Annotated in this window: 10 protein-coding genes and 1 tRNA gene; 3 read left to right on the forward strand and 8 right to left on the reverse strand. The window is 43.6% G+C overall.

Features of this window, described 5'->3' with window-relative positions; all coding sequences use genetic code 11:
• Positions 1 to 90 precede the first annotated feature (90 nt).
• From HY960_02030 to HY960_02060, 7 genes are all read right to left on the reverse strand, one after another.
• A complete protein-coding gene (locus HY960_02030; protein MBI5214512.1) occupies positions 91 to 1,665 on the reverse strand; it encodes a phosphoglycerate dehydrogenase in 1,575 nt (524 codons plus the stop codon).
• 119 nt (positions 1,666 to 1,784) lie between these two features.
• Entirely contained in the window at positions 1,785 to 2,885 is a 1,101-nt protein-coding gene (locus tag HY960_02035; GenBank protein ID MBI5214513.1) for an alanine--glyoxylate aminotransferase family protein, read from the reverse strand.
• 266 nt (positions 2,886 to 3,151) lie between these two features.
• Positions 3,152 to 4,828, reverse strand: a complete 1,677-nt coding sequence (locus HY960_02040) for an amidohydrolase (protein MBI5214514.1) — start codon at positions 4,826 to 4,828, stop codon at positions 3,152 to 3,154.
• A 196-nt stretch (positions 4,829 to 5,024) separates the two neighbouring features.
• On the reverse strand, positions 5,025 to 6,416 hold the full coding sequence (locus tag HY960_02045; GenBank protein ID MBI5214515.1) for an aspartate kinase: 1,392 nt from the start codon (positions 6,414 to 6,416) through the stop codon (positions 5,025 to 5,027).
• A 195-nt stretch (positions 6,417 to 6,611) separates the two neighbouring features.
• Positions 6,612 to 7,979, reverse strand: coding sequence for a PAS domain S-box protein (locus HY960_02050; GenBank protein MBI5214516.1), 1,368 nt, complete (start codon positions 7,977 to 7,979; stop codon positions 6,612 to 6,614).
• On the reverse strand, positions 7,980 to 8,324 hold the full coding sequence (locus tag HY960_02055; protein ID MBI5214517.1) for a carboxymuconolactone decarboxylase family protein: 345 nt from the start codon (positions 8,322 to 8,324) through the stop codon (positions 7,980 to 7,982).
• 228 nt (positions 8,325 to 8,552) lie between these two features.
• A tRNA-Ala gene (locus tag HY960_02060) sits at positions 8,553 to 8,625 on the reverse strand.
• Between the two features lie 142 nt (positions 8,626 to 8,767).
• Here HY960_02060 and HY960_02065 point away from each other — a divergent pair.
• From HY960_02065 to HY960_02075, 3 genes are all read left to right on the forward strand, one after another.
• Complete coding sequence (locus tag HY960_02065) at positions 8,768 to 11,272, forward strand: SpoIIE family protein phosphatase (GenBank protein MBI5214518.1); 2,505 nt, start codon at positions 8,768 to 8,770, stop codon at positions 11,270 to 11,272.
• Positions 11,273 to 11,279: 7 nt separating this feature from the next.
• Positions 11,280 to 11,717, forward strand: a complete 438-nt coding sequence (locus HY960_02070) for a hypothetical protein (protein MBI5214519.1) — start codon at positions 11,280 to 11,282, stop codon at positions 11,715 to 11,717.
• Between the two features lie 93 nt (positions 11,718 to 11,810).
• Positions 11,811 to 12,047, forward strand: a complete 237-nt coding sequence (locus HY960_02075; protein MBI5214520.1) for a hypothetical protein — start codon at positions 11,811 to 11,813, stop codon at positions 12,045 to 12,047.
• An 11-nt stretch (positions 12,048 to 12,058) separates the two neighbouring features.
• On the opposite strand, the gene nuoF is transcribed toward HY960_02075, so the two are convergent.
• Entirely contained in the window at positions 12,059 to 13,369 is a 1,311-nt protein-coding gene (nuoF, locus tag HY960_02080; GenBank protein MBI5214521.1) for an NADH-quinone oxidoreductase subunit NuoF, read from the reverse strand.
• Between the last annotated feature and the right edge of the window lie 29 nt (positions 13,370 to 13,398).

Genomic DNA, 13,398 nt, shown 5'->3' on the forward strand with positions numbered 1-13,398 from the left:
AATTATCAATTCACTATTGACAATTCACTATTCACAATTCACCATTCACAATTTTGAGAATACAAATCACCACTTACTAATCACCACTCACTAAAGAGAGACCATCTTCACACCAACAACTCCATCAACGCCCGCTATTTGATTCATCACGACTTGAGAAACAGGCGAATCAATACTCATGATAGTCAGCGCTTGTTTCCCTTGTTCGAATCTTCCGAGCGAAACTCCTGCGATGTTGATGCTTGCGCCGGCAAGTATCGAACCGACTGCCGCCAACATACCGGGCTTGTCTTCGTTGTAGTAAATCAACAGATGCCCTTCCGGCTTGATTTCAAAATAGAATCCATCCATCTTTACAATTCTGATGTTTTTGCCAAAGACCGTTCCGGCAAAACTTCGCTTTTCCTTATCAGTTTCATAAGAAACGGTCAACAATTGATTATACACTTCGTGGTCTTCTTCCCGACTGAGATTGACATTCAACCCGCGTTCTTTTGCAATCAACGGGGCGTTGAGATAATTCACCGGTTCATCAAGCATCGTCTCGAGCAACCCCTTTAACATTGCCGCAGTCAGCGCAGTGCTTGATTCACTCAGCATCGTTCCGTTGGTTTGAAGTTTCAGTGTGTAGAGTTTTCCCTGCATGAGTTGCGCCGTCAGTTTTCCCATCTTCTCTGCAAGTGTCAGATAGGGATGAAGTTCCACTCGCATCGCCTGACGGAATATATCTGCGTTCACGCTTCCGACAATATCTTTTCCCTTCAACACATCGGCAACTTGCCGCGCAATTTCAACTGCGACCTTTTCCTGTGCGTCTTCTGTTGATGCGCCGAGATGCGGAGTCACAACGACATGCGGATGTTTTACCAATGGACTTTCTGTCGGCGGTTCTTTTTCATACACATCGAGCGCGGCGCCTGCAACGATGCCCACATTCAACGCATCAAGCAACGCCTGTTCGTTGATGATTCCTCCTCGTGCGCAGTTGACAAATCGAACACCTTTCTTACACATCGCCAATGCGCGTACATCAATTAGATTTCTTGTCTCGTTGGTAAGCGGTGTATGAACCGTAATGAAATCAGACCGGCGAAGCAATTGGTCGAGGTCAACCAACTCGAATCCCATTTTCGCCGCGACTTCGGGGGCGAGAACAGGGTCGAACGCAATCACTTTCATCTCGAAACCGAGACATCGCCTTGCAACTTCCTTCCCGACTTTCCCAAGACCGACAACGCCAAGCGTCTTTCCGCATAACTCAACACCGACATATTTCTTCCGCTCCCATTTTCCTTCTCTCATACTTTGATGCGCCTGCGGAATATTTCTCGCCATCGCCATCAACAAAGAAATTGTATGCTCAGCAGTAGAAACTGTGTTACCGCCCGGAACATTGAGAACGATAATTCCTTTTCGCGTCGCCGCGTTGATGTCAATGTTATCAACTCCCGTTCCTGCCCGTCCGATTACTTTCATGTTTGATGCGTTCGCAAGAACGTCGGCAGTTACTTTCGTCGCGCTTCGTACTACCAACGCCGAATAATTTCCAATAGATTGCTTCAATTCCTCCGCAGTCATCGTTGGCTTGAAATCAACTTCAAATCCCTCCGATTTCAGGATTTCTACACACTTTTCTTCTATTGGTTCTGAAATTAAGACTTTCATTGTTTCTTTTGGTTACGGGTTTGAGGTTCGAGGTTTGGGTTTTGAGTTTTTCGATTTTTGTTAAGGTATCACAAGATCCACAAATGACAAATGACAAATGACTATTGACAACTCAGCGCTCACTGCTCAGTGCTCACCGCTCGAATCTCCTTTAAAGTCATTTCCAACGCGGAAATAACAGAGAGAACATCGAAATCATCATAATATCCAAGGTGAGAAATGCGGAAAATTTTTCCTTTCATCTCACCCTGTCCGCCTGCGAGTGTGAAACCGTATTTTCCTTTTATGATTTTTGTGAACTGCTTCTCGTCAATTCCATCCGGGAAACAAACTGATGTCAGCGCGTTCGATGGAGATTCAGCAAACAGTCTCAGCCCGAGTTTCTTGCAACCATCACGAACTGCATTCGCAAGTCGTTGATGACGCGCCCACACATGTTCAATTCCTTCATCGCGAATCATTTGCAGTGCAACATCAACTCCGATGATGAGAGAAACAGCGGGAGTCCACGGCGTTCCTTCTCCGGTGATTGCCTTCTTCGCCTTCTTCAGACTGAAATAAAATTTCGGCAACTTCGATTCTTCAATTGATTTCCACGCCCGTTCGCTGACTGCTATAAACGCAAGTCCGGGTGGAATCATCAATCCTTTTTGAGAGCCGGTGAGAACTATATCAAGTCCCCATTCGTCCATTCGCATTTCGAGCGAGCCGACGGATGTAATTCCATCAACCACAATCAACGCGTTGGAAACTGCACGAACTTTTTGTGCAATCGTTTTAATATCCGTCGCAACGCCGGTTGATGTTTCGCTATGTGTGAGAAACACAACTTTTATTTCCGGTCGTGCCTGTAGCCGTTTGATGACTTCATCCGGAGTTACTGCTTTTCCGTACTCGATTTTTATTTCTTCTGTTTGAATACCGTATGCTTTACAAATTTCTCCCCACCGTTCACCAAACTTTCCCGCGTTCACAAACAGCGCAACGTCATTCGGTGAAAGTAAATTACAGACAGCCGCCTCCATCGCTCCTGTGCCGGAACTCGTCAGCGTGTACACCATCTGTTGCGTTTGGAATAAATATTTCAAGTTCTCATTTACACGGTCAAATATCTCGATAAACTCAGGATGACGATGATGAATCATCGGTTGAGCCATTGCAAGCATCACCTGCTCAGGAACCGGCGTCGGACCGGGAGTGAATAATCGTTTCTTGTACATCTCTTTCTTTCTATTTCGAATTGCGAATTGTCAATTTCGAATTATTTCGTCTTTGTTTTTTTACTTTGTTTTTTCTTGCCTGACGGAGTTACATTTGATACGCAGGAAGGTCATTCGTCATTAGTGATTAGTGAGTGGTGAATAGTTAGTGGTGAGTGAACATTGGTTTGAATTAAGTCCACACCTTACCGCTCTACGCTCTACGCTCTAAACTCTATGCTCTCATCTACTCAACTTCTCATCTACTCAACTACTCAAAATCTCAACTACTTCTGATAAACAATCTTCCCCGCCACAATAGTCATCTCCACTTCCGATGATAGAATCTCTGCAGGCGAAACGGTCATAATGTCGTTCGAGAGAATTGTAAAGTCTGCAAGTTTACCAACTTCAATCGTTCCTTTTTGATGTTCTTCAAACGAACCGAATGTTGCCCACTGACTGAAACTTCGAGCCGCTTCTTCACGAGTCATTTTCTGTTCACGATGCCAACCGTCGGCGGGATAACCTTTCACATCGCTTCGGGTCGCCGCCGCGTAGAAGCCGAGAAGCGGATTCACACTTTCAACAGGAAAATCCGAGCCGCCGATGATTTTATTTCCTTCTTGAATCAATGAACGCCACGCGTATGCATATTTCACACGCTCCGCCCCAAGCCGCTCCTCCGCCCAATACATGTCGGATGTTGCGTGAGTTGGTTGCATCGAGGGAATAATTCCTAACTGAGCGAATCGGGGAATATCCGTTGGCGAAAGCACCTGACAATGTTCGATGCGCCATCGCGGCGACGGAGTTTCTTTTGGTAAATCCTTCAGCACAGATTCATACACATTCAGCGCTATGTTGTTTCCTCTGTCTCCTATCGCATGTGTGCAGACCTGAAATCCTCTCGCGTACGCTTGTTGACAAATTAATCGAAGTTGTTCTTCTGTCGTTACAGTCAATCCGCTGTTTCCCGGTTCATCAGAATACTCTTCCAGCAAAGCCGCACCGCGTGAACCAAGAGCGCCATCCATATACATTTTGATTCCACGAATGGTGAGTAAATTTCCGTACCCAATTTCCGGACCTTTTTTCTGATATTCATTCCACGTTTCCCCCGCGCCATCAATTAGCGCGTAAATCCGAATCGGGCATTTTCCTTCATCAATTATTTTCTTCATCACCCGTATTGTCTGAAGTCCAACTCCCATGTCATGCACTTGCGTCAAGCCGAGACTTGCACATTCGTTCAGTGCGGCAAGAAGTCGCTGTTCGACTTCTGCATCGGTCAATGGCGGAACAACATTCGTAATCATATCCATTGCGTTATCAATCAAAATTCCTGTCGGTTCTCCGTTCGCACTGCGATGAATTTTTCCGCCAACAGTATCTTGTGTTGCTGAGGTGATGTTTGCAAGTGTCAGCACATTGCTGTTCACCCATGCCGCATGTCCGTCAACACGACGAAGCATCACGGGATTGTTCGGCGCAACTCTGTCAAGCAATTCCTTGTTCGGAAACATTTTCACATCCCAATCATTTTGGTCCCAACCCCGACCGATAATCCATTGTCCGGCGGGAATTTCCTGCGCACGTCGTCCAACCATGTCGGCAATTTGTTCGGCAGAAGTTGTTCCCCGCAAATCGAGATTGACAATTCGTCCCCCTTCACCGAGAATGTGCGCGTGTCCATCAATCAATCCGGGCATAATAGTTTTGCCTTGCAAATCAATCGCCATCACTCCTTTGAATTGCTTCATCAACTCGCCGGTCGAACCGACCGCAACAATCCGCTCGCCTCTGATAGCAACTGCTTGAGCCACTGTGTTTCGTTCATCAAGCGTATAAACTGCGCCATTCACCAACAACATATCAGCGCTCCTCTGCCCCGTTCGGACAACAAAATAGAACGTGCCGAGCATGACGATGGCAAACAACATTGCAAGTATTTTTTGATTCATGGAAGATTCCTGACATGATAAGTGGAATTAAAGGCGAGCAAATATAGGAGTTTCTGAAAACAATGCAAAAGGAAACATGAAAAAGGGAAAAATATCTTTGCCTATTTTCTTTCGTTCTCTGCATTTTGTAGGATAGCCAATGATTACTTCTGTACTTCACATATTCCCTCGTCCTTATTAGTTTGTAAAATAATAATCACTCCTGAAGATTTTGCTCAAACAATTCAACATCAATCTCTCCTTCAAAAAATTCTCTGTGAAGTTGACGAACGGCATGTTCAACTTCCTGTTCATTCAACACGAGGGTAATGCTTGACTTAGAAGCGCCGAACGAAATTACGGAAAGTTTCATTCCTTGAAGTGATGCAAATATTCGACTGAGAAATTCAGGGGTTTGTTGAATTCCGAATCCTACGACACACACGATTCCCTTCCTGTCGAACATTGTTATTTTTCCGACTGAAGATAATTCATGTACTATTGCTGTCAGATTATATTTCGAATCTAATGCAAGAGCCACATTAAATTCTGATGTTGTTGTCACGTTTGCTGTTACATCGTATTTGGTAAGAATGTTATACACGTGTTCCCAAAAAATAAACTGCCCGTATCTCTTGTAAGGGCTCAGTGTTATGACACTGACATTGTTCTTGTAAGCGATAGATTTTATACACGATTTCGTGTTTGAACCGGTTGTCACTTTCGTCCCATCATGGCTGGGATTCATAGAATTACGGATGGAAACCGGAATATTTTTTTCCAACGCGGGTAGCATTGAATTCGCATGTAAAACTTTTGCTCCAAAGTAGGATAACTCAAACGCTTCTTCGGGTAACATTGTCTTTACTTTTTTAGGTGATGAAACAACACGCGGGTCTGCAGTCAAAATTCCATCAACATCTGTCCAGATTTGAATTTCATCCGCGTTGAGCGCCGCACCGATTATTGTTGCTGAATAATCAGAACTCTCCCGCCCCATCGTGGTACGAAAACCGTTTTGTGTAATACCAATAAATCCTTGTGTAACAATTACTTTTCCTTGCCGAATCAACGGCAATGCAATTACGGATAGTTTTTCCTGTACAAGTTCCATAATAGGCATCGCACGATTGTGGTTTGCCTCGGTCACCATAAATTCTTTCGTATCCAGCCAAACTGCATCAATACCTTTTTCCTGACAAGTTGCGGCAATCAAGCGGGAAGAAAGTAGTTCACCAAAACAATAAAAGGCATCAAGTGTTCGAGGCGTAAGTTCGCGGAGAATCGAGACACCGCGTACAAGTTCTTTCAATTCATTGAATGAATGCTGGATGACATCCAGCACTCCTTTTTTCCGAGTAGAGTCTTGAACATTTGTTTCGAGAATCTGGTAGTGTCGCGCGAACAATTCCGTGAGAAGTGCAATTGCTTCTTCAGAATTACCTTGCTCTGCAAATTTTCCTGCTCGTTCTAAATAATTCGTTCCCTTTGCAATAGCGGAGATAACAACAACAGGGGACAGGTGTACATGGTTGTGAATTATTGATGCAACATTAGATTGCGCTTTTGCATCCTGAGTGGAAGTCCCACCGAACTTCATAACAATCATAAAGAGGTACTCATTTTTTTTTGTGTGTAAATAAACCGGTTCGTTTCTTCTTCACCAGAAAGATGAGATAGATGATAATAAAAAGTAATACACCTCCGACGAGTAACACATTCAATCCTAAAAAGTCAAAAATATCCATACTGTTTCTTTGGTAGCGATTCTTTTTTTCTACAAGTGTATTCGTAGCCCGTCACTTCATTTACTAAGTCGTTTCTTCACTGATTCACTCCAAGTCTGACGTACGAGGCGTACATTTTCCAGGGCTATTGTGGTAGCATCAGCAAAGGATTTTAAGAGTTGTGCTTCCTCCTCGATAAATTCAGGATTTCGGTGGCGCGCAACAACCAATATTCCATACAATGAATCTTTGTCTTTCAACGGCGCGGCGATAAAATGCTCTTTTTCCGGTTTCATGCCGGGAGGATATTTCGAGCGAGGATCATTTTGCGCATTATTCACCAGAATCATCTTCCCGGATTTCGCTACCGTGCCGATGATTCCTTCCCCCAATCGTAAAGGAAGCTGAGCAAGGAGTTTTGAAAATTCTGTTTGCTTCGACATGGTATGTGGAACAAACTCTTTTGTGTCGGGATGAAATACATAAATTCCTGCCAGGTCGTGAACAAGTATTTTTCTTATGTTCTCAATAATCGCACGAAATATTTTTTCAACCGATGCATTTTTCAGTACGAGACGGTGAATCTCATTCAACGCCTCAAGCATTGATGTTTTTAGGTGAACCTCCGATGTGAGTCTATCCAAGCGTTCATTTGTTTTGCTTAGTTCATCCGAGTAATGAACGTTCGTCACATCTCGGAGCGAAACGATATAGGTAACTTTTGTTCCCGTATTTTTTTTCAACTGAGAAAAAGAACAACTCAAAATAATTTTTGCGTTATCACTCTTTGTTCCTGTCAATAAATAATTGGCAAGCGTTCCTTCCCGCTCCACAATTTTGAATGCCTGCTTCAAATGTTTTTGCTCCGATGTATCAAGCCACGAATTGCTCAGTTGCATACCCACACATTCTTCTTGCTGGCAACCGAACATTCGGCAGAATGCTTCATTCGTCATAACAATTCTCCCTTTCCTATCGAGAAGTAACACAGCATCCTTCATCGCATTAAAAATCTGCTGCAACTGCGAATCGGATTTCCATGAGCGTTGCTCTGCGATTGTTTCTTGTTTGATGTCATGCCCGACAACAATACTTCCCGCGAACTTACCATTCGTATCATACATTGCACTGACCGCCGCGATCAATTGTAATGTCTCATGTTGCTTTGTAATGAATGAAAGTTCGCCCAGCCATTCGCCTGTTTCCGTTAGATGTTTGAACACGTGTGAGGTGTACGCGGCTCGGTGTTCTTTTCTTAAGAGCATTGTATCTTTTTTGCCCAGCAATTCATCCTCCTGAAATCCCGTTCTTGACAGAACAGTTGGATTAACAAATTGAATTGTTCGTTTCGCATTAGTAACGAAACAAAAATCGAGTGTGGAATGAATGAGACTGAGAAGCAATTGTTCCCGCAACGACGCACTCAGCTTGGGGAGGCTGTTCATTTACTTCACGTCAAGTTCATCAAGGAATGCGACGGCTCTCCGCAAATGCGGAATCACTATTGAACCTCCGACGACGAGCGCGACACTGAACACTTCAAAAAGTTCATCGTTCGTTACGCCCTCTTCTTTGCAACGTTGAATATGATAGGAAATACAATCGTCGCAACGGAGAACCATCGATGCGACAAGTCCGAGCATCTCTTTTGTTTTGATGTCGAGTTTCCCTTCTTCGTATGTCAATGTATCTACACCGAAGAAACGTTTGATTGCGCGGTTGTCCTCCTTCAAAATCCGTTCGTTCATTTTCGAACGGAATGCATTAAATTGTTCTACTCGTTCACCCATAGTAAATCTAAAAGTTAATGATAAAGAAAAAGACCATCAGTAAAAACCGATGGTCTTAGTAAATGTGTAGCCGAAAACTTCACGGCTTTTCCGCCTTAGCGGGTCACTCTTCAATGAAGAGAAAAATATTATTTCCTTTTTTAGGTAGAGCCGATGGGGAGAGAGCCCATGACCTTCCCGCCGTAGCGGGACGTTCTCTATAAATCCAAGGAATAATTTTTCTTGTAGTGGAGCCGATGGGGATCGAACCCACGACCTCCTGAATGCCATTCAGGCGCTCTCCCAGCTGAGCTACGGCCCCGTATAAATGAAAAATTCAAAATGCAAAAGGAAAAATTAGTTGTTTAATTTTGCATATTTTGGCTTGAGAATATACAAAGTTTACTTTTATCTACAAACAAATTCCTTTGATTTTGAAATCGCCTTTCTTATTTTGACAACATATGAAGAATCCTTTATCATCCCTTTCGCCACGCGGAAGACGCATTTACTATACCATACTTGTGGTTCTTGTTCTTTCCGTGAGTGTGTGGAATTGCCTTTCCATTATGGTCTATAATGCTACCGGCAACGACCAGTGTGCGTGGAGAAATATTAAAGATTCAGACTATTTACTTATTACCGATGTGGTCCCCGGCGGAGTCACTGATAAAGCGGGAATAAAAAACGGTGACACGCTGATTGCAATAAATGGGAAGGGCTATGGAAACTCTGCGCTGAACATGCAGACAGTAATTAATGAAGTCCCTTCAGGAGATTTTGCAACGTACCTTGTCGGTCGAACAACAGGACGTGTTGAAACTCAAGTACAGATTTTCAAAGTATTTAACATTGTTTATTTTGCAAACTTCTTTCTCGGACTGGGATTCCTTATTGTCGGATATGTTGTTGTGCTCACCAAACCACAAGGCGCAATCCAACGTATGTTTGCAAACTACAGTCTTGCTTCGATGTTATTCTTTGCGTTAGTCTTTCCTGATATTCCTGCCGGAAGTCATTGGACGAAAACTGCAATCATCGGGTTATCTGCCGGATTAGCACGCATCATCGCGCCACCGCTCTTTTTACGATTCTTCTTCTACTTCCCCGTCCAAAGAAAAGAATTTCAAAAACGATGGATTCATTGGACAATGTACATTGTAAGTATTGCTTCGATTATCAGCATCTTCTTTATTCAAGGACAAAATAATCCATTAGCGTTCATACCATTCCTTTTTCCGTATATATTTTATGTCGGTGGCTTGTTGATTTTCGCTCACAGTTATTTCACCCGTGTAGATAAATCAAAACGAAAAGAACTCCGCCCGATTCTCTTTTCCGCCATCGTCGGGATTGCCTCATTCCTCTACATTTTTATTATCGGTCGGGTCAATGTGTTTTTGATTTTCCTCAATCCCGCGATGTTTATTCCGGGAATCCTCATCATCAACGTTCCGATTGCATTTGGCTACAGTATTTTCCATTATCGCCTTATGGACATTGATTTGATTATCAAACGAAGTTTGATTTATGGAACGGTCACTGCCGCGCTTGCTTCCATTTATCTCTTTATCGTGTTTGGCGTTGGAAGTCTATTAACTTATTTCATGGGAACGGAGGAAAACAAACTCGTCAACGCACTCGCTCTGATTTCCATTGCGTTGGTGTTTGAACCGGTCAAAAAACGAACACAAGCGTTAGTGGATAGAAAGTTTTATCAGGAGCGTTACAACTATCAAAAGGCGTTGCTTGAATTCAGCCAGGAACTCCCGCGACTGATGAACCTTGAACAAATCCTGAACTCAATTGTTAATCGAATCTCAACGACGATGCACGTCGAGAAGATTTCCGTCGTCTTATGTGATGAAAAAGAAGGATGTTCCTCTGTCTCCAAAAATATTCCTGAGCAATACTCGAAGTTCATTCAAAGCCAGAACGGCCTCATCGAGTTACTAAAGAAAACAAAACATCCGCAGTCATTCGGATTATTGGCAGAAGAACCCGATTCAGTTCCTCTTTCGGATGAAGATAAAGAGAAAATACTACACTCAGGTGTCGTCCTTTCAGTTCCGATGTTTTTGCAAGATAGATTGATTGGAACTATCAATGTTGGACCAAAAATGTCGGGTAAAGTCTATTCACAAGAAGATATTGATTTGCTCTCGACTGTTGCAAGTCAGGCGGCGATAGCGATTGAAAACGGACGTCTTCATCTTTCTGAACTTGAAAAACAAAAAATGGAAGAGCAACTTGAAATCGCGAGAAAGATTCAGCAAAGTCTTCTTCCAAAACGAAGCCCGAAAATCGAACGGCTCGATATTTCAGGACTTTCACTTCCGGCGCTTTCTGTCGGAGGCGATTACTTCGATTACATTCAACTCGGTCCGAAAAAACTTCTCGTTGTCGTTGCCGATGTTTCCGGCAAAGGAATGTCTGCCGCATTGTACATGTCAAAGATCCAAGGGATGATACAACTTGCATCGCACATGTACGAGTCGCCGCGTGATATGCTCATTCATGTCAACCGACGGCTGTATGAAGGAATTGAGCGTAAATCGTTTATCACGATGGTGCTTGCATTGTTTGATTTGGAAAACAACACCGTGCAAATTTGCCGCGCAGGACACAATAAGGCAATCATCGGCACAAACGGTAAGTTTGATTATCTCAGTTCCAAAGGAATCGGGCTTGGCTTGGAACGAGGACCGATTTTCGAACAAAGTCTGGAAGAAGTGAAACGTCCGCTTGAGGCAGATTCATTGTTCTTCTTTTATTCCGACGGACTTTCTGAAGCAATGAACGAACAACAAGTGTTGTTCGGTGAAGATACAATTTGTAACTTGGTAGAAACAAACCGCAAGCGCTCTGCCTCGGAACTTCAAGATGAGTTGATGCGTTCTGTTCAACACTTCCAAGGTTCGGCAGAACAGCACGATGATATTACGTTTGTAGTTGTAAAGTATAATTGATAAAAAAATGAAACGTCTAATAGATATTTTTACTCAGGGAAAAATTACAAGTTTCCTTGCTCTTTCCCTTCTCTTTTCATGGAGTTTAATAAACCTCGCCTGTGAAGACGACACAACAGAAGAAAAAGTGAACGAGATTGTTTTCCCGGAAACAAACGTGAGTTATGGTAAGCATGTTCAGCCGTTATTTGACCGTGCTTGTGCCTTTGCCGGATGCCACGGACCCGATACATTTCTTGACCGACAAGGTTTCAGTCTTGACTCATACCAAAACATGATGAACCGAATTGATATTGTCACTCCCGGCGACCCGGAAAACAGTAAATTAATCTGGCGTGTTGAAGGAACGAACGGACAGCAAATGCCATTGTATCGTCAACCGTTGAACGATAACCAGAAGCGCGGGTTGCGAAGATGGATTGCGGAGGGGGCACATAATAATTAGAACGCGATTATTTTTTTCATCCGGTGAATACTTTTATCTTAGAAACAGATTCAAAAAAAATGAATCAATGTAAAATTTCCATACAAAGGTGTAATGAAAGCAATTGACATCAATACAACTCTCATTGACGGTTACTTGCGTTTGCTTGAAAACCTCAGTCCATCCAATAAACTTGAACTAATTTCTAAACTTACTCTTTCTGTCAAGAAATACAACAGAGATAGAAATACGATCTTCTATGAAGCCTATGGCGCTTGGGAATCAACAGAAACCGCCGATGAAATCATCCATGAAATTCGGAATAGCAGAACTTTTAACAGGCAGGTATAATTAACAAAACCCTAAACCGCAGTCACTTCCACCAAATGCGGCGGCTTCACATATCGCGTAACGCTTGGTGATTTCTTCGCCCTCTTCTCAAACTCACCTCTGAATTTTTTAATCACACTTTGCACGGGCCATGCGGCGGCATCGCCGAGAGCGCAGATTGTATTTCCTTCAATGTTGTTCGCAACATCGAGAAGCAAATCAATATCCTGCAGAGTTCCTTCACCTGCGAGAAATCTCCTGAGAATTTTCTCCATCCACCCTGTTCCTTCGCGGCAGGGCGTACATTGTCCGCACGATTCATGGTGATAGAAATGTGCAATGCGTGTCAGAACTTTAATGACATCCGTATCTTCATCCATCACAATCACACCTGCAGTTCCAATCGAAGTGCCGACTGCTTTGAGCGAGTCCGCATCCATCCGAACTCCTTCAAGTTCTTCGCCTCGCAACCACATCGTTGATGAGCCGCCGGGAATAACTGCTTTGATGTTCTTTCCGTTTTTCACTCCACCGCAGTAATTGTAAATCAAATCTGTGAGAAGAACTCCGGTTGGCAACTCAAACACTCCCGGCTTATTCACGTGCCCACTAATTCCATACAATAACGGACCAGGATGTTTCGGTGCGCCAATCTTCGAGTACCATTCCCACCCGCGATTGATAATCGCAGGAACGTTACTGATTGTTTCAATATTGTTGATGGTTGTCGGACAACCCCACATTCCTGATTGTGCAGGAAACGGCGGCTTCACTCGCGGGTAACCGCGACCACCTTCAACTGAATTCATCAGAGAAGATTCTTCGCCGCAAATGTACGCGCCTGCACCACGATAAACTTGTATATGAGTAGTGAATCCTGAACCGAGGATGTTCTGTCCGATGTATCCTTTCTGATACGCATCATCAATTGCAACCTGAAGCAGGTCAATCCACTTTTTATATTCGCCGCGGATGTAAACATACACCATTTGCGCGCCAATGGCATACGCCTCAATCAATGCGCCTTCGATAAACACATGTGGATTGTATTCGAAGATTTGTCTGTCCTTGAATGTTCCCGGTTCGCTTTCATCTCCGTTTGCGCAGAGATATTTTGGCTTCGAAGAAACTTTCGGCATGAACGACCACTTCAACCCGGCAGGAAAACACGCGCCGCCCCGACCGCGCAGGTTTGATTTCTTCACTTCATCAATGACTGCATCGGGAGTCATTCCCAGCACTTTTCGGAGCGCGGAATATCCCCCGTGTTGTTCATAGACATCAATCTTGTGAAGATTGGGAATTTCAGTAAGGATTATTTTTTCAAATTCTGTCATGTTCATTTTCATGTTGAGGAGAAACAGACTGGAAT

This window comes from Ignavibacteriota bacterium (assembly GCA_016212665.1).
In the GTDB taxonomy this organism is placed as follows: domain Bacteria; phylum Bacteroidota; class Ignavibacteria; order UBA10030; family SZUA-254; genus FW602-bin19.